Source organism: Archangium sp. Cb G35, assembly GCF_001896145.1.
Taxonomy (GTDB): Bacteria; Myxococcota; Myxococcia; order Myxococcales; family Myxococcaceae; genus Archangium; species Archangium violaceum.
Map to the genome: position 1 here is coordinate 725,424 of NZ_MPOI01000003.1, position 18,825 is coordinate 744,248.

At 67.3% G+C, this 18,825-nt stretch carries 14 protein-coding genes; 3 read left to right on the forward strand and 11 right to left on the reverse strand.

The window, feature by feature from the left end; translation table 11 throughout:
- Nucleotides 1–11: 11 nt before the first annotated feature.
- Together BO221_RS13275 and BO221_RS13280 are read right to left on the reverse strand one after the other, a co-directional pair.
- Nucleotides 12–3,176, reverse strand: a complete 3,165-nt coding sequence (locus BO221_RS13275; RefSeq protein WP_073560759.1) for an efflux RND transporter permease subunit — start codon at nt 3,174–3,176, stop codon at nt 12–14.
- Between the two features lie 24 nt (nt 3,177–3,200).
- Nucleotides 3,201–4,391 carry an efflux RND transporter periplasmic adaptor subunit gene (locus tag BO221_RS13280; protein ID WP_073560760.1) on the reverse strand — a complete coding sequence of 397 codons (1,191 nt, stop codon included), beginning with the start codon at nt 4,389–4,391 and terminating at the stop codon, nt 3,201–3,203.
- A gap of 193 nt (nt 4,392–4,584) precedes the next feature.
- On the opposite strand from BO221_RS13280, the gene BO221_RS13285 reads away from it, so the two are divergent.
- Nucleotides 4,585–6,270, forward strand: a complete 1,686-nt coding sequence (locus tag BO221_RS13285; protein ID WP_143195421.1) for a CehA/McbA family metallohydrolase — start codon at nt 4,585–4,587, stop codon at nt 6,268–6,270.
- A gap of 1 nt (nt 6,271) precedes the next feature.
- On the opposite strand, the gene BO221_RS13290 is transcribed toward BO221_RS13285, so the two are convergent.
- From BO221_RS13290 to BO221_RS13305, 4 genes are read right to left on the reverse strand one after another with little or no spacing between them, the layout of a single operon-like run.
- A complete protein-coding gene (locus BO221_RS13290; protein ID WP_073560762.1) occupies nt 6,272–6,835 on the reverse strand; it encodes a SecY-interacting protein Syd in 564 nt (187 codons plus the stop codon).
- A 27-nt stretch (nt 6,836–6,862) separates the two neighbouring features.
- Nucleotides 6,863–7,852, reverse strand: a complete 990-nt coding sequence (locus BO221_RS13295) for a 2-dehydropantoate 2-reductase (RefSeq protein ID WP_073560763.1) — start codon at nt 7,850–7,852, stop codon at nt 6,863–6,865.
- Nucleotides 7,849–9,378, reverse strand: a complete 1,530-nt coding sequence (locus BO221_RS13300; protein WP_073560764.1) for an acyl--CoA ligase — start codon at nt 9,376–9,378, stop codon at nt 7,849–7,851. Before BO221_RS13300 ends, BO221_RS13295 begins: the two co-directional genes overlap by 4 nt.
- 51 nt (nt 9,379–9,429) lie before the next feature.
- Nucleotides 9,430–11,418 carry a hypothetical protein gene (locus BO221_RS13305; RefSeq protein WP_073560765.1) on the reverse strand — a complete coding sequence of 663 codons (1,989 nt, stop codon included), beginning with the start codon at nt 11,416–11,418 and terminating at the stop codon, nt 9,430–9,432.
- Nucleotides 11,419–11,570: 152 nt separating this feature from the next.
- Between BO221_RS13305 and BO221_RS13310 the strand changes: the two genes are divergently transcribed.
- Entirely contained in the window at nt 11,571–12,608 is a 1,038-nt protein-coding gene (locus BO221_RS13310) for a DUF2169 domain-containing protein (RefSeq protein WP_073560766.1), read from the forward strand.
- An 80-nt stretch (nt 12,609–12,688) separates the two neighbouring features.
- Nucleotides 12,689–13,153: a DUF4150 domain-containing protein gene (locus BO221_RS13315; RefSeq protein ID WP_073560767.1), complete on the forward strand. Its 465-nt coding sequence runs from the start codon at nt 12,689–12,691 to the stop codon at nt 13,151–13,153.
- Between the two features lie 45 nt (nt 13,154–13,198).
- On the opposite strand, the gene BO221_RS13320 is transcribed toward BO221_RS13315, so the two are convergent.
- Genes BO221_RS13320 through BO221_RS13340 form a run of 5 tightly spaced genes read right to left on the reverse strand, consistent with a single transcriptional unit; the run spans nt 13,199 to nt 18,765 of the window.
- The gene (locus BO221_RS13320; RefSeq protein ID WP_073560768.1) at nt 13,199–14,002 is read right to left on the reverse strand and encodes an immunity 49 family protein; all 804 of its coding nucleotides are present in this window, start codon (nt 14,000–14,002) and stop codon (nt 13,199–13,201) included.
- Nucleotides 14,003–14,004: 2 nt separating this feature from the next.
- Entirely contained in the window at nt 14,005–14,613 is a 609-nt protein-coding gene (locus BO221_RS13325) for an imm11 family protein (RefSeq protein ID WP_073560769.1), read from the reverse strand.
- On the reverse strand, nt 14,613–15,608 hold the full coding sequence (locus tag BO221_RS13330) for an AHH domain-containing protein (RefSeq protein WP_073560770.1): 996 nt from the start codon (nt 15,606–15,608) through the stop codon (nt 14,613–14,615). The genes BO221_RS13325 and BO221_RS13330 overlap by 1 nt, the downstream gene beginning before the upstream one ends.
- On the reverse strand, nt 15,605–16,708 hold the full coding sequence (locus BO221_RS53650; RefSeq protein WP_073560771.1) for a hypothetical protein: 1,104 nt from the start codon (nt 16,706–16,708) through the stop codon (nt 15,605–15,607). The genes BO221_RS13330 and BO221_RS53650 overlap by 4 nt, the downstream gene beginning before the upstream one ends.
- 29 nt (nt 16,709–16,737) lie before the next feature.
- The gene (locus BO221_RS13340; RefSeq protein WP_073560772.1) at nt 16,738–18,765 is read right to left on the reverse strand and encodes a TonB-dependent receptor; all 2,028 of its coding nucleotides are present in this window, start codon (nt 18,763–18,765) and stop codon (nt 16,738–16,740) included.
- Nucleotides 18,766–18,825: the final 60 nt, after the last annotated feature.

Genomic DNA, 18,825 nt, shown 5'->3' on the forward strand with positions numbered 1-18,825 from the left:
TCGGTCCTTCCTCAAGTTCCCGGGCGCGTCTGGGGGGGACGTTGCACCGGCTCGCGGCCTCCGTGTTCCTTGCCGCGCCTCAGTTTACCCAACATCCACGTGCGCGCGTCGTGAAGAATCTCATACACCGTCGGAATGACCAGGAGGGTCAACACGGTGGAGGTGATGACGCCGCCGATGACGGCACGCCCCAGCGGCGCGCGGAAGTCGCCACCCTCGCCCGCGCCCAGCGCCACCGGCACCATGCCCGCGATGATGGCCAGCGTCGTCATCATGATGGGCCGCAAGCGGATGCGTCCCGCCTCGATGAGCGACTCGCGCATGGTCAGACCTCGCGAGTGCGCCCACTTGGCGAAGTCGATGAGCAGGATGGCGTTCTTGGCGACAATGCCCATCAGCAGGATGACGCCGATGAGGCTCATGATGTTGAGCGTGTCCCCCGTCACCAGCAGTGCCAGCACCACGCCAATGAGTGACAGCGGCAGTGAAATGAGGATGGCCAGCGGATCCAGGAACGAGCCGAACTGGATGACCAGGATGAGGTACATCAACAGCACCGCCACCCCGAGCGCGAGGAAGACACGGCTGAACACCTCGGCCTGATCCCTCGCCTCGCCGCCCTCGCCCAGGACGTAGCCCGGCGGCAGCCGCACCTGGTCCAAGCGCGCCCGGATGTCTGTCATCACCTCCGACAGCGAGCGGCCCTGCACGTTTGCCTGGATGTTGATGACCTTCTCGCGGTTGAGGTGGTTGATTTGAGCGGGCCCCACCGTCTCGCGGATGCGGGCCACCTGGCCCAGGGGAACCAGGGCCGGAGGCCCCCCCTGTGTCGCGCCCGCTACCAGGGGGAGTTGCCCCAGGTCACCCGGACGCACCCGGGCCTCGGGCACCACCCGCACCATCACGTCCCGCGTCTCGCCCGAGGGATCCACCCAGTCCCCCGAGTCCACGCCCGCGAAGGCCGCGCGCATCGCCTGCGCCACCTGGGCCACCGTCACGTTCAGCCGGCCCGCCACGGCGCGGTCCACTTCCACCTCCACCTCCGGCTTCTCCCCGCGCGTGGACAGGCCCACGTCCACCGCGCCCGGCACCTTCTCCACCTCGCGGCGCAACTGCTCGGCCAGCCGCGTCAGCTCCCGCGCATCCGGCCCGCGCAGCTCCAGCTGGATGGACTTGAAGGCGCCGCCAAAACCACTGGTGAAGACGGAGACGTTCGCCCCGGCCACGCGCGCCATCTCCTGGCGCAGCGTGACACCGAGCTCCTCCTGGCTCACCTCCCGCTCGTGCTTGGGCGTCAGCTTCACGTACACCAGCGCCTGGTCCACGCCCGGCGAGCGCAGCGGCAGCGGCGTGCCGATGGTGGTGAAGGTGTAGCGCACCTCGCCGTGCTCGCGAGCGATGCGCGTCACCTCCTCCACCTTGCGCTTCGTATATTCGAGGCTGGAGCCCGCGGGCGTCTCCACCAGCATCTCCACCTCGGCCCGGTCGCTCACCGGGACGAAGCCCGCGCCGCCGAAGGCCCCCTGCAGCACCAGCGCGCCCACCAGCGAGCCCACCGCCACCAACACCATGGCCAGACGGTGGTCCAGCGCCCAGGCGATGACGCCCTTGTAGTTGTCCGCCTGCCGGTCGAACCAGTGGTTGAAGCGCGCCAGCACCCGGGAGATGGGTCCCTTGTGCGCCCCCTTCTCCACCGCTGGGTCTGGCCAGTACGCGGAGAGCATCGGGTCCAACGAGAAGCTCACGAAGAGCGACACCAGCACGGAGCACGCGATGGTGAGGGCGAAGGGTTTGAACCACTGGCCCGCCACGCCGTACATGAAGGCCACCGGGACGAACACCGCCACGATGGAGAACGTGGTCGCCGCCACCGCGAGGCCAATCTCACTCGTGCCCTCGCGTGAGGCGGTGTAGTGGTCCTTCCCCATCTCGATGTGGCGGACGATGTTCTCGCGCACCACGATGGCGTCGTCGATGAGGATGCCGATGGCCAGCGTGAGGCCGAGCAGCGACATGGTGTTGAGCGTGAAGCCGAACGCCCACACGCTGATGAAGGACGCCAGCACACTCACCGGCAGCGCCAGGCCGGTGATGACGGTGGAACGCCAGGAATTGAGGAAGAGGAACACCACCAGCACGGTGAGCAGCGCGCCTTCCACGAGCGCGGACTGCACGTTCGCCACCGCGTTGTCCACCTGCACGCCCGAGTCGCGGACGATCTCCATCTTCACGCCCGGGGGCAGCTTGGACTGAAGGGCCTGGATGCGCTCGCGCACGGCATCGGCCACCTCGGTGGTGCTGTAGCCCTTGGACTTGAGGATGTCGATGCCCACCGCCTCGCGGCTGTTGTAGAGGGCCAGGGTGCGTGGGTCCTCGGTGCCATCCACCACCTTCGCCACCTGGCCGAGCCGGATGGGCTGGCCCCCGCGCTCGGCGATGACGACGCGCGCGAAGTCCTCGGGCGTCTCCAGCCGGCCCTTGAGGCGGATGGTCGTCTCCTCCAGCGGTCCGTCCAACCGGCCCACCGGCGCGGCGAGGTTCTGCGCCTGCAGCGCCTGCACCACCTGCGAGATGCTCAGCCCCGCGGCCTGCAGGGACTGCGGGCTGACGAAGACGGACATCTCCCGCTCGATGCCACCCACCACCGAGGCCTGGGCCACGCCGGGAATGGAGCGCAGCTCACCCACGATGCCCGGGTCCACCAGCCGGGTGAGCGCCGTGGCCGGCAGCGTGTCCGAGGTGATGGCCATCGAGACAATGGGAATGTCCGCGGGGTCGAAGCGCGTGAGGACGGGCTCCTCCATCTCCAGGGGCAGATCGGCGCGCTTGCTGGAGATGGCGTCGCGCACGTCCTGCGAGGCCTCCTGCAGGTTCTTCTCGAAGTCGAAGAAGATGGTGAACTGGGCGAGGCCGTCGATGGCGCTGGAGGTGGACTGCGCGGCATCCACGCCGCTGATGGCGAAGAGGGCGTCCTCGATGGGCTCCACCAGCTCGCGCTCGACCACGTCCGGGGAAGCGCCCGGGTAGACGATGGTGACGTTGATGATGGGCTGCTGGACGTCGGGGAACTCGTCCGTCCGCAGGGAGACGAGCGCCACCAGGCCGAACACCACCAGCGCCAGCATGGCGGTGATGGTGACGATGGGCTTCTTGATGGCGAAGTTGGAGATGAACACGGAAGGGCTCTCCTTCAGCGAGGCTCAGCGGGGCACGGACTGCTGGGGCGGGGACTCGTCCGGCGGAGTGCCACCGCCGCCCACGCCAGGCCCGGGCTCCTGGGGCCGCGCGGGCAGCCGCAGCTCCACGGGAGTCCCCTCGGCGACATCCCCCGACGAGGTTCGCAGCAGCACGTCCCCGGGTTGCACGCCGGAGCGCAGTTCCACCAGCCGCTCCAACTCGTCCGTCATGCCGAGCTTCACCTGCACGCGCTCCACCCGGCCGTCCTTCACACGCAGCACCGTGGGCGGCTCGGCGCGCACGTCCACCGCGGACACGGGCACCGCGGGGACTTCGCGCCGCAGCGCCGCCACCCGGCCCTCGGCGGAGAGCCCCGTGAGCAGCACCTGCTCGGTGTTGGGCAGGGCGACGTAGATGCGCACCTGGCCCGTGCCCGGATCCACCGCGGGGTTGACCTGCTCGATGCGGCCCTCGAAGGAACGCTCCCCGAAACCGGCCACGTTGAAGTCCACCCCGACGCCGGGCTCGAGCACGCTGAGCTGCGCGGCCGGAACGGAGGCCTCCAGACGCAGGCTGGTGGGGTCGATGACGGTGTAGAGCCCAGTGCCCGGCTGGACGATGTCGCCCGCGCTGGCAAGACGCTCGCTCACCACGCCGGCGAAGGGAGCGCGGATGCGGGTGCGGCCCACCTGCTGGCGCGCGAGCGCGAGCCGGGCCTCGGCCTCGGAGAGCTGCGCCTGGGCCTGGTAGCGGGCGAGCTCCACCCGCGCCAGCTCGCGGCGGGTGATGACGCCCGCGTCGGCCAACTTGCGGTTGCGCTCCTCCTCGGTCCGGGCCACCTGGAGGCCACTGCGCGCCACCCGCACCGCGCTGCGCGCGGCGATCAACTGGTCCTGCAACGAGGTGTCCTCGATGCGCGCGAGCAACTGCCCCTTCTTCACCTTCTGGCCCTGCTCCACGAGCATCTCCAGGACGGCCCCCTGGACCTCGGCGCGCATGGTCGCGGCACGCCGGGCCTGGAGCGTGCCGGAGAGGACAGGCCCACTTTCCAGCGTCCGCGGCTCCACCCGGACCACATCGTCCGGCCCGAGCACCACCGGTGCCTTCTCCTGGGGCTGCTGCGCTTGAGGGCTCCCCCGCTCGCAGCCGGAGAGCATTGCCAGCCCCAGCAAGACGAGGACCCCCCACGCCGCGCCCCGGCGTCCCGTGCTCATGCTCACGCCTATCCACCTCCTGACACGCCGCGTAGAGATGTGCACACGCTGGCCCGGCTGCATCCGTCTCGCCCCTGGGTTGGCCCTTCCGGCCGCGCTCCCACGCCCGCCTGCCTGGAGTCACCGTTCCTATCGGCGGTACGCGCAACGCCCGGTGGGCCAGGGTTGCCCGGGATGGCACCCGGACGGCCGCATGGTTGGATGGGTTAGGCTGCGCCCCGTGCTGCTCGCCTGCCTCCTCGCTTGTACGTCCGCCCTCGCCGCCGGCCCGCTGGTGCTGGAGGGAGAGGTGCCCGCCGAGGGCGGATTCTTCGACATCCCCTTCGAGGTACCTCCGGGCACCGTGGAGTTGGAGGTCCGCCATGACGACCTCGCCAGCGAGAACATCCTCGACTGGGGACTGGAGGATCCGGAGGGCTTCCGCGGCTACGGCGGCGGCAACGAGGAGCCCGCCGTCGTGAGCGAGCGGGCCGCGTCGCGCTCGTACCTCGCCGGGCCATTGCGCCCCGGGACGTGGAAGGTGACGGTGGGCAAGGCGAAGATTCGCAAGACACCCGCGCGCTACCGCATCGAGGTGCACCTGCGCACGGCGGTCACGCTCGCGCCCCAACCCGAGCGCCAGCCCTACCACCCCGCCGACGCGCTCTCCTCGCAACCGCGCTGGTACGCGGGCGACTTCCACGTCCACTCGCGCGAGAGCGGTGATGCGAAGGCCTCGCTGGATGAAATCGCCCGCTACGCGAGGGAACAGGGGCTCGACTTCGCCGTCCTCACCGAGCACAACACCACGTCCACGCTCGACTTCCTCGTGGAGGCCCAGTCACGTCACCCCCAGCTGCTGCTGGTGCCCGGCATCGAGTACACCACCTACGCAGGGCACGCGAACGCCATCGGCGCCACCGGCTACGTGCCGCCACGCGTGAACGAGGGCATCACCTTGCAGGAGGCCATCGACGCCTTCCACCGCCAGGGCGCGCTCTTCTCCATCAACCACCCCACGTACGACGTGGGAGACCTGTGCATCGGCTGCGCGTGGCAGCACACCGTGCCTCCGGGTGGCGTGGACGCCATCGAGGTGGCCAACGGCGGCTGGGAGAAGCTGGGGCGCTTCTTCTCCGAGGGCGCGCTCGGTTACTGGGATTGGCTCCTCGCGCAGGGGCACCACACCGCGGCGCTCGGAGGCAGTGATGACCATCGCGCCGGGGTGGACCTGGACTTCACCCAGAGCGCCATCGGCCACCCCACCACGCTGGTGTACGCGAGAGAGCTGAGCGTGGCCGCGCTGTTGGAGAGCATCCGCCACGGCCGGACGGTGGTGAAGCTCCAGGGGCCGGAGGACCCCATGGTGAACCTGACGAGCAGCGTGGCGCCCACCGGGGACACCGTGCTCGCGCCGAGCGCCCGGCTGAGCGCACGCGTCACGGGTGCGAAGGGCCACCAGGTGCGCTTCGTCCACAACAGCGTGCGCCTGCCGCTCGTGGAGGTGAGCTCGGAGGATTTCGTGGTGGAGCAGGACGTCACCGCGCCCGAGCAAGGCGAGGACCGTTTCCGCGTGGAGGTGTGGATCAACGGCCATCCGCGCACCGTGACGAGCCACCTGTGGGTGGCGCGCACCGCGGGCATGCGTGGGATTCCAGGACCGGTGCCCCAGGTGATGGAACCAGAGGCCTGTGGCTGTGGCTCGGCTCCGGGCTGGAGCTCGGGAGTGCTGGCATTGGCCGTGTTGGCACTCGGGCGGAAGCGCCGGAAACTCATGCGCATGCAGAACATGCTCGGTAAGGCGGCAACAGGCTCGGGCCTGGTCCTCAGCCCTACGGACTCACGGCCGGAGATCACCCCGCCTGCCGCGCACGCTCGCGCACCGAACCGCGCGGTGTGAGCTACAGACCGCCTGGGGGCGGCAGGCGGGAGAGGAAGTCCACGAGCGATGGAGCCAATACGATGGGTGGGCTCCCGAAATCCTCAAGCAGCACCTTCCCGGTGGCGTTGTCGACGCTGAAGAACCGGTCATCCCCGGAGTTGCCAATGAACACCGTCAGAGGCAGCTTCTCCGCCCGCTTCACCATGAGGTGCTCGCGCAGTCCCTTGAGCCGCCTGCTCCAATTCTCTTCATTGGCACTGAAGGCCGGGAGGAAGAGCAGATTGTCTTCGTACGGCACTTGGAGGCCGTGCGCCCAATAGCTGCCGAGGAACTCCTTCGCATCCGGGTGCAAGGATTCTCCCACGGCTTCCTCCACGGAGGAGAAGTCCCCAGGGGTCTGTCTGAGTACGGGCCGCCAGCCCACGAGGCCCTCCTCGTCCTCATCATCCAGGTCGCAGGGAGAGGGTAGCTCCGGGTCAGACTCGACGCGGAAGGGAGACCACTCCGTCTTCGGCTCAAGCGACAGGACATGCTCGAAATACCTGGCGAGCACATCGCGGACGGATGGTTGGGATGCCGGCATGAAACCCTCCCGTGAAAACAACTCATTCTATGGGTTCACGGCAGGATAGCACCCCGCCTGCCGCGCGCGCTCGCGCACCAGTGTCAGTACCAGCTCGCACGCGGGCATCGGCTTGCCCACGAGTTGGCCGAGCTCCACCACCGAGCCCAGCAGCGCGTCGATCTCCATCGGCCGGCCTCGCTCCAGGTCCTGCAACATCGACGTCTTGTGCGCGCCCACTTCCGCCGCTCCCTGGATTCGCTTGTCCACGTCGATGGGAAAGCGCACCCCGAGCGCCTCGGCGACCACCTGGGCCTCGACCATCATGGACCGTGCCACCGTTCGCAGGTCTGCCTGGGTCGCCAGCGTGTCCAATGTTGCTCCCGTCAGCGCCGAGAGCGGATTGAAGGCCAGGTTTCCCCAGAGCTTCACCCATAGCTCGTCACGGATGCGCGGCCGCACCGGCGCCTTCAGGCCCGCTCGAATCAACAGCTTCGACAATGCCTCGACGCGAGGACTCTTGTTTCCATCGGGCTCGCCCAGCGTGATGCGGTCCCCATAGGTGTGCTCGATGACGCCGGGCTCCACCACCTCAGCCGCCGGGTAGAGCACCGCGCCAATGGCTCGCGAGGGGTGCAGCGTCTCCCAGAGCTTCCCACCCGGGTCCACGCTCTCCACAGGCCGGTCACGGTACTGCCCCTCGAGCCCGTAGAAGTACCAATACGGCACGCCGTTGATGCCCGTCACGAGCGCCGTCTGGGGCCCCAGCAGCGGAACCATCTGTGCCGCCGCCGAAGGCAGGGAATGTGCCTTCAGCGTGATGACCACGTAGTCCTGTGGTCCCGCCTCGGCCGGGTCGTCGGTGCACAGCGGCCGGACGGTGACGCTCTCGCCGCCGCTGCGCAGGGTGACGCCCTTCTCCCGCATCGCCGCGAGGTGTGCCCCCCTCGCGATGAAGGTGACATCCGCGCCCGCCTGCAACAGCCGGACGCCGAGGAACCCGCCAATCGCTCCCGCTCCGAAGATGGCGATCTTCATTTCGTGAGCCCCAACCGCTCGGCCAGTCCGATGCGCTGCAACTTGCCCGTCGCCCCCTTGGGGATCTCCGGGAGGAAGACGATCTTCCTCGGCACCTTGAAGTCGGCCAGCCGTGCGGAGGCGAAGTCCTGGAGCTCCCGCTCACCGGCGCTCGCGCCCTCGCGCAGCACCACGGCGGCGGCCACCTCCTCACCCAGCTTCGGGTGCGGCATGGCGAACGTCACCACCTGCTGCACCGCCGGGTGGTCCATCAACACCGTGTCCACCTCCAGCGGGCTGATCTTCTCGCCTCCCCGGTTGATGATCTCCTTGAGCCGGCCGGTGAGCCGCAGGTAGCCCGCCTCGTCGAGCACGCCCTGATCTCCCGTGCGGAACCAGCCCCGCGTGAAGGACTTCGCATTGGCCTCGGGGTTGTTCTCGTAGCCGGCCGTGACGTTGCGGCCCCGGATGACCACCTCCCCGAGTGCCCCCGGCGGCAGCAGGGTTCCCGCCTCGTCCATGATGCCGACCTCCGGCCCCGCCGCGATTCCCACCGAGCCCGCGTAGCGCGGCCGTGGCGGCAACGGATTCGACGCCATCTGGTGCGACGCTTCCGTCATGCCGTAGCTCTCGATGACCGGCACGCCGAACACCTGCTCCAATTCCTCCATCACCTGCGGCGGCAGCGACGCGGACGACGAGCGGATGAAGCGCAACCGCCCAGCCTGGATGACCCCCGTGTTGCGGCTCGCACGGCCGAGGATCGCCTGGTGCATGGTGGGCACCGCCGTGTACCAGCTCGGCCGCACCTCCTCGAACCAGCCGAAGAACTTGAGCGCGTTGAAGCCCGGCGTGCACACCACCCCGCCGCCCGCCGCCAGGCTCGCCAGCACCGCCGCGATGAGGCCGTGGATGTGGAACAGCGGCATGATGTTGAGACAGACATCCTCCCGCCCCAGCGCCAGCGTCTGGCCAATGTGGTACGCGGAGGCCGTGACGTTGGTGTGGCGCAGGGGGACGATCTTCGGCCGTGCCGTCGTCCCCGAGGTGTGGAGCACGAGCGCCACGTCCCCCGCCTCGGCGAACCCCGCCCGCGCCGGCGTGCCGGAGAGCGGCCGCTCCGGTTTCAACGTGAAGCGGCCCGCGGGCCCGTCCGTGCCGGGGACCAGCTCGATGACGGGAATGCCTCGCGCCGCGGCCACGGCACGCGCCGGGCTCTCCATGCCCTCGAGCAGGACGAGCGCCCGGGCCTTCAGGTCGGAGAGGTAGAAGTCGAACTCCTCCGCCCGGTAGGAGGGGTTGAGCGGCGCGGTGGTGGTGCCGCAGGCGAAGGTGACGAAGGCCACCGCCATCTCCGGCCCGTTGGGCAGCACCAGGGCCACCCGGTCCTCACGCCCCAGGCCCATGCCGTTCAACGCCGTGACGGTGTGCCGCGCGAGCTCCCGCAGGCCTCCGTACGTCAACCCGGGCCGCCCCGGCGCTCCGATGGCGAGGTCCCCCTCGCCACCGCGCTCGATGAGGCCCACCACCGTGTCCGCTCGCTCCATCCGGGAACCTCCCCTGCTGCTGGTGGTTCCCGGATATGCCCTCCGGCGCCCTCACGCAACAGTCGGCGCGCCCGCACCGTCGCCGGCCCGGCGCCCGGTGACGGCACCCGGGCGGGAAGCGCGGTCGGTGGACTCGCGAGGCTCGGGCCGCGGCGCTCGTGGAGGAGCCTGGACGTCCACCACCTCTTCCCGGACGGCCTGCGTCTTGTGCCAGCAGCGAAGGTTCTCCACCCATTCCTCGTCCTTGATGGCGTCGAGCACGATCTGGAGCCGGGGAATGCTCCCGTTGGACGCCGAGCCGGACAGGAGCTGGAGGAACTCGTCATGCTTGCTGCGCTTGTCGGCCCGATCACTGGCCTCCATCAGGTCCGTCACCGTTCGGATGCCATACCGGCGCAGGGTCGGGAGCAACGAATCAGGTTCGCCGCCGGTCTGTCCCCCGACGTTGCAGTGCAGATGGAGGATGGCCTGGTCCACCCAGTCCAGCAACCGCGGCGCGGGGACACGCGTCTGGAGCATCAGCTCGACCACGTCATGGCGCGCCAGGGCCTGGACGTTCGTCACCCCTTCGTCCTGCAGGCGCGCCCGGTCGTAGATGTCGATTCCTTCCAGGCTCGTGAGGGGCTCGTGTGGATCGACGAGCTGGAGGCCCGGATCCTTCGCCGGCCGCTTCAGCTTCCGCAGGGTGGTGCGCAGCACCTCGCCGATGAAGACCAGCCCCGTCTCGGGGATGATGCCCGTCAAGAAGGCGAGCGTGTGCAGCGCGGGCTCCAGGGCCGGCTGGTCCACCTGGGAGCCCGGGACGATCAACCAGCTCTCCTCGAGCACCCAAGCCAGAACCATGACCGTGAAGACGCGGGTGGTGATGTGGCTGTAGATCTTCGGCTGGAGATCCCTCCGGGCATAGCTGCGGAAGGTGGTGGCCAACGCATAGGCATACGCCCCCAGGAAGCCAAAGGGGAGCGTGGACTTCAGCGGTTGGAAGAACCCCAGGAAATCCACCGGTGAATCACCGTCGGCCGGCGTTCCCCCGCTCAGCATGGTGAAGGTCCAGCCGAGCGCCAGGACCAGCGTGGCGATGAGCAGCGGCGAGCGCCGCGTGGGGAGGAGGCGGGTGGTGCCGTCACGGCCCTCGGTGCCATACGCCTCGTCCATCTGCTTGCCATAGCGCGTCTGGACGTCCTGCCGGGTCTCCACCGCCGGATCGAACCGGAAGATGTGGGCGACGAACCGCTCCCTCAGGGTGCTCTGGTGCTGCCGGTCGAAGGCGAAGAAGAGCACCGCGGGCAGCAACGAGAGCAGGCTGATGAAGAGCAACTGGAGGAAGCGGCCGGCGACGAGGAGCCGGTCCTGGGAGCTCACCTCGGGAAGCACCTGGCCCGCGGACCGCACCCACACCGTGGTTGCCTCCAGGACCTTCCGGAGATCGCCGATGAAGCCTTCCGAGGCGAGGATGACGAGGCTCGGAATGCCCACCCCGATGGCGAGCAGCAGAATCGGGTAGACCTTGCCACGGACCCAGCGCTTGAAGGAGCGCCTCATGCCCATGCCGCTCCCCAGCCGGGCGACCAGCAGCATCGACACGAGCGAAGCTCCCATGAGGCCCAACGCGATGAGCAGGTACGTGCGGGCCCGGCGCCCCTCGAACAGGTCGATGAGGAAGAAATACGCCGCGGCGATGAAGGACAACAGCGACAGCTTGCCCGTGAAGGATTGGATGAAGGCCAGCCGGTGCACCCATCGGCTCGGCTCGGGCTGCAGGGAAATCCTTCCCCGCTGCGCCAGGGCCTGGAGGTCGAACGCCTCGACCTCCTGCGCGGACACCCGCCTGTCGCACTCGAGCGGCGAGAGGACGAGCACCGTGTTGTCGGGGCGGCGTATCTTCAGACGGCGATCGGTCTGGTTCGACACCAGGGAGGCCCTGAAGCGCGAGTAGCCGAGCAGGAATCGCACCGCGGTCCGGGTACCGGAGCCGATGCGCTGCCGCCACGCAGCAGGGCCTTCGGCGCCCTGGCCCTTGCCGTCGTTGCCCGGTTTCATGTGTGTAGCCTCCCCGAGAGGTGATGGGATCCCCACGGAAGAAGGAGGGCACGGAAGGGAATTGTGACGTGCCCCGGAGTACCAGGCCGCACAGCGGCAGCACGCCTGCTCTTGGGACCGAGACACTGGTACAGTGCGGTCCCTGCACACCTATGGGACACCCCAGCATCGAGAACGAAACGCCGTTCGTCTTCGAATTCATGGGCATGGCGGATGAAGAGGGGCGGCCGTTGCTCCTGTTGTTGGTGAAGGCTACCTATTCCATCGGAGACACGAAGCTGGAGCCCGCTCCCGAGCAGGTGCCGGTGAAGTGGGGAGGCGAGCCCTGGGGCACTCCGGGCGAGTCCAGCGACAAATACGAGCCCGAATGTGCCTTCATCAAACCGGCCACGGATGTGGTGCTCATTGGTCACGCGCACGCCTCCAAGGCCACCACCGAGACAGGGGTGGCGATGCAGGTGGGCCCGCTGAAGAAGAGCCTCCGGGTGGTGGGCGAGCGCACGTGGTTCCGGAGCATGGGCCGCGTGGCCATGACGAAGCCGTTGCCCTTCGAGCGCATGCCCCTCACCTGGGAGCGGGCTTTCGGGGGTTGGGACCGGAGCGCTCCGGACCCGAAGAAGCACTCCTTCGAGCCGCGCAATCCCGTGGGAACGGGCTTCCGGGTGAGTCCTCACCACTTCGAGGAGGAGCTGCGGCTGCCCAACCTGGAGGACCCGGAACATCCGCTGCGGGAGTTCGGCCAGAAGGTGCCCCCAGCGGGCTTCGGCTTCACCTCACCCCATTGGCAGCCGCGCGCGGCGTACGCGGGCACCTACGACGAGGCCTGGGACAAGACACGCAAGCCGTTGCTGCCCAAGGACTTCGACCGGCGCTTCTTCAACGCCGCGCCCCCGGGCCTCGTCGCCCCCGGGTACCTGAAGGGGAACGAGCCCGTCATCCTCACCAACGTCTCGCCGAGAGGCCCGCTCACCTTCCGGCTCCCCGCGCAGCCAGCGCCCACCGTCACCGTGGAGCGCGCGAGTGCCGGGGACACAACGCCCGACATGCGCCTGGACACCGTCATCCTCGACACGGACGCCCACCAGGTGCTGCTGCTGTGGCGGGGACACGTGCTCCTGGACGAGGGACTCCACGACGTGCGCGGCATCCGTATCACCGCGGAGGGCATGTCCCGTCCGAAGGCGGACTGACCGGCCCGGGCATCACGAGAGTCCGGCTCGCGGCCGGGGCCCCGGCGCGATAGACTGGGCCCTTGCACGAGGGGGGAGCCATGCCCGTCAACGTCGGTGTCAACAAGATGTCCGTGGTGACCAAGGACAGCAACGGCGTCACCTCGGCCTTTCCGGACGTGTGCAAGACGCCCAGCCCGGGAGGGCCCGTGCCCATCCCCTACCCCAACGTCGCGCAGTCCTCGGACACGGCCAAGGGCACGAAGAATGTGTCGGTGAAGGGCAACCCGGTGTGCGTGAAGGATTCGAACTTCAGCACCAGCACGGGCGACGAGGCGGGGACCGCGGGCGGCGGTGTGGCCTCCAGCAAGACGAAGGGCAAGGCCGAGTTCGTCAACTTCTCCTTCGACGTGAAGTTCGAGGGCAAGAACGTGGCGCGCGCCATGGACCTGATGCTGCACAACGACAAGAACACGCCGCCCTTCCCAGTCATCCAGGGGCCCGTTGTCGCCTCGGAAGGTGATGAGGAGGACCCCAGGTGTAGCGTCTGCAACGAGAAGATCTAGCCAAGCAGCCCAAGGTAGAAGTGGGACTCTTGCACTTCAGATGCCTCACTTCGCCCCAGCTCCAAACGGAAGTGCCCAATCGTTGTCGCACGCCATGGTCATCGCGACGCGCGCGAGCGGAGGGCAGTAGAGGAAGGGCTCATCACTCCTCAAGCCCACGCGCTCGGCAAGACGCAGCAGCGCCAGCCCCTCGAACCAAATGAAACGGTAGGCCACGAACTTGTCGGGAGACATACCAAATCCCACGGCTCGAGCCTCCGTCTCGCGCTCGTGGCTCTGGAGCACCCGCTGGAAGGCCGCGAAGAAGCGATTGCCGTCCGCAACAAGCAGCGCCTGGAACAGCTCCAATCGGTCCGGCTGCTCCTCCTCGAGCACTCGCTCGTATCGGCTCAGCAATACTTCGGGGAACGCCCTACCCACCGGAAGCGCGATGAACTCTTGCAGCATGTGCGCCCACACGAACTCGTCTTCGTATTCCTCCTCTGCTCGAGCGGTCGCGGAGAGATGGCAGAGTGCGCGTGCGAGCTCCCACTGCCCGGCAGCCACCGCCCCCAGCAGCGGCGTGTTGTCGGACGAGGGTGGCAAGGCATCCCCCTGGCTGTGCAGATGGGCCAACAACCGACGCCAGTTCTCCGCCGCACAACACAGATTGTAGAAGAAGTACTGTGGGCTTGCGTCGATGAGCAGCGTCGTCGTGGCCAGGGTGTGGAAGTGCATGCAGACCTCGCGCACCAACTCAACGAGGTCTTCCGCCTTTCCCTCAGACAGGGTTTCCGCGAACAAGTCATCGAAGATGATGTCGATGGAGTCCGCGGCCTCTTCCCTCAGGTCCTCAAGCTCGAATTGCATGGCTACTCCAGATTCATGTAGGAGCCATTCCAGCCTTCGGTCTCCAGCAAGCGGAAACCCGAGACACCTCCCTTTTGGAGAGCTTCTGCCACAGTCTGGTCGACAACGTAATGCCTCATCAATGTTTTGAAGCGGAAGAGGCGGACGTTGGGGGAAATGGCCTCCTTCTTCAGGACGAGTTTATGGATTAGATGGATCTGCTTCTCATCGAATGGATCCTTGTCGTACACCGACTTTTCCATGTCGACGCCGTCCTCACCTCCAAGAGGATGGACAATAAAATAGCCGGGGCCCACGAGCTTATCCTTGTGGTCACGGACCCCAACAGGCATGTACTCGCATCCATCCACCCCAACCGCGTCGAGGATGTCACGCACCTTCCTCGAAACAATCAGCAGGCTCAAGGTATTGGCTACGAAATCGAAGAGCTTGCGCTGCTTGGGAAAGTCCTCGGAGAATTTGACAGTTGCACCCGCGGGGAATTCCGAAGCGAGACTCTTTCCCTTGAAGAAGCGCCACTTGGACGGAGTGCCCGCTGGAACCTGCTCGATCACCGCTCCAGGGTTGCTGACGGTGTCGAGAATCCAGAATTTCCGGTTGTCAGCCGACATCAGTTCATCGCTCCTTCAGGAAAGCGCTTGCGCCGTCCACTGCTTCGGCTCTTTCCCTTGGTTATGAATTTCACGAGGCTGCTCTTGGGACGCTTGTCCTGGAGATACAGCTTGACCGAGGCAGTGCCGATCTCCTTCAGCTTGGCCCATAGGTCATCCTCGATCTTCGTCAGCATCTTGATCAATTGTGGATAGAAGGCCGAGTGAGGTTCCCCACTTTCCCTCGCCTCATCGATCTTGTCCCGGACCGCTTCCAGTTGGGTCTTGGCATGCTTGATGTACTCGAAATGGCCGCCGCTATGCGCCAGCAAGCAGTGAGGCGGCACATCCCACGTCGGTAGCGGCACGATATTGTGTCCGTTGTTGACGTCATACCCGGAGTCGCGGATCAACATCTGCTGATCTTCGTTGAAGAAGGGTTTCTTGGTGCTGTCGAAGACCTCGATGGGAATGAGGTGGTGCGCTACCCATTTGTATGGCTTTGGCTTCGTAAAGAAGAAATAATTCTCCGCGACATCCTTATGGGTGAGCTTCGCGGTGAGGTAGAAGAGCTTCCTCTTACCTGGAAAGCCTCCCGGTTCGGGAAACTTGAAGCACAAGTCCCATTTCGACTTATCTTTGACAATGGCCCATATCGGGCGCTTTTCCGCCAGCTTTCCTACCTTGTCGAGCATCACCTTTTTCGTGGCGGGATCGCAGCCCTCGAAGAGATAGTCGAAAGGCCAGAGGTGATACCGATCCCGGCCTCCGTGCTTATGGGCGTAAGCCGGCCCTCTGTACTGATAATTCGCCTGGCGCCGGAGGGGATTGGGTACATCCGCGTGATTGCTCTTCTGCTGCTGCTCCGCTGACTTCGCTTGCGCCTCGAGTTTCTGGATGAACTCCTGGGGATAATTTGCCTCCTCCAGTTCCGGAAACTTCTCGTTCTTGAAGGCATCCTGGCCGACGCCGGAGACATTGTAGTTCGCGAAAACGCCCTTCTTGTGCCCACTCATGAGCGAACTCCTGGCTGCAACTTGTTGAGAAGAATGGCGGCTCGCGCACCATCCTCCGACGTGCTGAGCACCAGAGCGGAGCGAGACCGGGCATAGCCGCGTTCGAGGCTCCTCGCCGCAACACAGACCCCTACGGCACCTGAAGCCGCACCGGTTTCGCCGAAGCCGATCGCCGGAAAACAGGCGTTCTCAAGCATCCAGTCCGGATGAGCCGCATGGAGATGGATTTGGAGATTGCCCCACTCACTGGCCCGGCGTTGCTCGCCGTTATGGTCGCTGACAAGCAACGGCTCTTCCGGAGCAGGGCCGCCGTGTGGCTGAAGGACGCGCTCCACGCAGAACGCAAGTACTCGATCGTCAGTCTGCCTCGAAGCTGGAGGATCTGACACGTGGACCTGCCGGATGGATACCGGCGATGCGGAGCCCTCTTTCAGCGAACCGGGGGCAGGCCGCAACAGTATCGCCACCCCGACCTCCCCTGGGATGAAACCAACAGGAAGGTCGTCTGTCTTGACGCGTCTTTCCCTCACGAGACGACTGAGCGTAGGCGGTGACAGGAGGCTGTCCACCGCCATCACGAGGCACGCCCCCACGCTTCGGGACTCGAGCGCTACCTGCGCGGCCTGTAGCGCACGTGCGAACGTCACCTGCCCACCCATGAAGAACTGCCCTTTCAGGCCCCGCCACGTCATCCCGAGATTCTCGAACGTCTGGTTCAAGACAAATTGGCCGAGAGCCTCGACGCGACCTGACGGATCTTCCATCAACCCGGCGCGCATCGGAAACTCGCGCTCCAAAGGGTCGGGGAGCACCAGATACAGGGCGGTGTCGGTTCTCAGATTGCCGAGTTCCAAACGGCTCTGGAGATCTTCGAGCGTTCCTCCCAGGATGGCGACAAGCCTGCCCGCAGCGGAAAACCCGAAGGTTCTCACGGGAATGGAGCACGTCCGCAGTGGGAGCGGAGCATTATCCTCCTCTGGGAAATAGCGAAACTCACGAGATGTGCGCACCCGGCTGATACCTGCGCGAAACGCGGCACAAGCAGTGAGGAGCGGCCCAAGGCACGAACTCATTCCCATGGCGACGATCTCCAGTTGCATGGAGTGAGTCTAACACCCCGCGGATGCCGTCAGTAACGCGCCTGGATCCCCAGTGATGGGAGCGTCACGGGCGGCAGGCCGAATGGCTTACGCACCAGCTGGCCCCTCTCCGTTCCATAGCTGTAACGGAACGTCTCCCGCGTCAGCGACAGGTTGAAGACATCCAGCCACGCTTCCACCGCCAGCGGGCCCCAGGTGCCCGTCTTGGATATCCGGCCGTCCACCCGGAAATAGCCCGGCAGGCGCGTCACCCTGTCCCGGTCCACCGGCACCCAGCGCGCCGTGCCACGCACCGGGTCCACGCCCTCGCGCTGCGTGTACGAGAAGAGCAGGCCGCCCGCCTCGGGCGCCCCGGTGTTGTAGTGCAGCGTGGTCCCCGCCGTGAGGCCCCATGGCAGCTTCACGGTGACGGCCGCGTTGAACACGTGCTGCTGCTCGAGCGCCGAGGCCAGGGGCAACACCTCCGTCCCCACCATCTGCCCCGCCTCGTCCCGCCGCTCCACACGCGTGCTCAGCGTGCGCCGCTGGAAGGTGTACGAAGCAAGCAGCGACCAATTCTCCGACAGCGCCCGCCGGGCCAGCAGCTCCACGCCGTAGCCGTGGCCCTCCGCCGTGCGCTCCCGCCCTCGCGCCAGCGGATCATCCGCGAGCATGTCGAAGGACAGCACGTCCAGCTCCACCGTGCGCAGCAGCGGGTGGACGAACACGTCCGCGCCGAAGGTGAAGCCCGCCGGCCCTCGCACGTCCGCGCCCGCCTCCACCTGCAGGGCCCGCTGCAATCCCAGCCGCAGCGCCGCCGTCTCCACGCCCGGCACGTCGAGCAGGTGGTTCGGTGCCTGGTGCACGAGGCCCGCTCCCAGCCGCAACGCCACCGTCTCCGAGAGCACCGCCCGCGCGTGCAGCCGGGGCTCGACCACCACCTGGTTCAGCGTGGGTGCCAGCAGGTATCCGTCCACACGCAAGCCCGGGGTGAGCCGCCACATTCCCTGGGCCCAGGTGGCCTGCGCGTACGCTCCCGCGAGCGTGGCCCGCGCGAGAGGTCGTGGGCCTCCCGTGGTGACGGTGGGCCTGCTGGGGTCATCGGCCTCGCCTGGGCGGAAGGTGGTGGACTGCTCCGCGTCGACGCTCCGGCGCTCCACGTCCGCGCCCGCCTCCACCGTGAGCCCCTGGGACAGCGCGGCCCGCCACGCCATCCTCGCCCCGAGCGTGCGCTCCGCGAGCCCCACGGTGACACGTGAGGCGGAGCCTCCTCCCGTGGCCCCCAGCGTGTCCTGGCCCCAGGTGAGGGCGGCCTCGGCCTCGCCCACGCCCAGCGGGTGCGTGAAGCGGAGATCCACCCGGTGGAAGGCCGTGCCCAGCCGTACCACGTCTCCCGGGCCGCTCAGGCCCGCGTCGTCCGAGCTCCCCAGGGCAAACAGGCGCAAGGAGCCCTCGCCCACGGCCTGGGTGACGCGCGCCTGGTAGTCGAAGAGCCCGAGCACCAGGTCCGGGCCCGGCGTGCCACGCGTGCCATTGATGACCGCCGCGGCGATCCACGGGCTGTAGCCGAAGCGGCCCGCGAGGGTGAGCTCCGTCCCCGTGGAGGAGATGGGCACCTGGGTGAGCACGCCCACGTTGAACACGTCGATGGAGCCCACCGCGTGTACGGCGCCGGTGCTCGGCGGGAGGAGCCGCGCGTTCACGGTGCCACCGAGCTCCCGGCCGAATCGCGCGGGAGCGGGTCCCCGGTGGAAATCGAGTCCGGAGACGAGCGCGGGGTGCACCGTGGCGGGCCCGGCCCACAGGTGCTGGAGCTGCGGCACGCGCACGCCGTCCAGATAGAAGCCCGTGGACGAGGGAGCCGCGCCGCGCACCACCGGCAGGCTCGCCCCCGAGACGACGTGGCTCACCCCAGGCATCACCATGAGCGCGCGGAAGGGCTCGCCCCACGTGCCCGCGAGATCCTTCAGCTCGGAGGATTCGAAGGTGAGCGGGGCCGCGCTCTCCGTGGGCGGCTCCCCAGCACGGGAAGCAGAGCCCACGAGGAGCACCAGCAGGACACAGGGCGTCGGACGCATCTCGGGTTCAGATCTCCCTCTCCCGCCGGGAGAGGGTGGGGTGAGGGTGCTGGGTTATAT

What these genes read in the sequence shown, in the direction of transcription:
- BO221_RS13280 (WP_073560760.1), bottom strand. Translation starts at nt 4,391, where the DNA reads ATGAGCACGGGACGCCGGGGCGCGGCGTGGGGGGTCCTCGTCTTGCTG.
- BO221_RS13285 (WP_143195421.1), top strand. Translation starts at nt 4,585, where the DNA reads ATGGTTGGATGGGTTAGGCTGCGCCCCGTGCTGCTCGCCTGCCTCCTC.
- BO221_RS13290 (WP_073560762.1), bottom strand. Translation starts at nt 6,835, where the DNA reads ATGCCGGCATCCCAACCATCCGTCCGCGATGTGCTCGCCAGGTATTTC.
- BO221_RS13295 (WP_073560763.1), bottom strand. Translation starts at nt 7,852, where the DNA reads ATGAAGATCGCCATCTTCGGAGCGGGAGCGATTGGCGGGTTCCTCGGC.
- BO221_RS13300 (WP_073560764.1), bottom strand. Translation starts at nt 9,378, where the DNA reads ATGGAGCGAGCGGACACGGTGGTGGGCCTCATCGAGCGCGGTGGCGAG.
- BO221_RS13305 (WP_073560765.1), bottom strand. Translation starts at nt 11,418, where the DNA reads ATGAAACCGGGCAACGACGGCAAGGGCCAGGGCGCCGAAGGCCCTGCT.
- BO221_RS13310 (WP_073560766.1), top strand. Translation starts at nt 11,571, where the DNA reads ATGGGACACCCCAGCATCGAGAACGAAACGCCGTTCGTCTTCGAATTC.
- BO221_RS13315 (WP_073560767.1), top strand. Translation starts at nt 12,689, where the DNA reads ATGCCCGTCAACGTCGGTGTCAACAAGATGTCCGTGGTGACCAAGGAC.
- BO221_RS13320 (WP_073560768.1), bottom strand. Translation starts at nt 14,002, where the DNA reads ATGCAATTCGAGCTTGAGGACCTGAGGGAAGAGGCCGCGGACTCCATC.
- BO221_RS13325 (WP_073560769.1), bottom strand. Translation starts at nt 14,613, where the DNA reads ATGTCGGCTGACAACCGGAAATTCTGGATTCTCGACACCGTCAGCAAC.
- BO221_RS13330 (WP_073560770.1), bottom strand. Translation starts at nt 15,608, where the DNA reads ATGAGTGGGCACAAGAAGGGCGTTTTCGCGAACTACAATGTCTCCGGC.
- BO221_RS53650 (WP_073560771.1), bottom strand. Translation starts at nt 16,708, where the DNA reads ATGCAACTGGAGATCGTCGCCATGGGAATGAGTTCGTGCCTTGGGCCG.
- BO221_RS13340 (WP_073560772.1), bottom strand. Translation starts at nt 18,765, where the DNA reads ATGCGTCCGACGCCCTGTGTCCTGCTGGTGCTCCTCGTGGGCTCTGCT.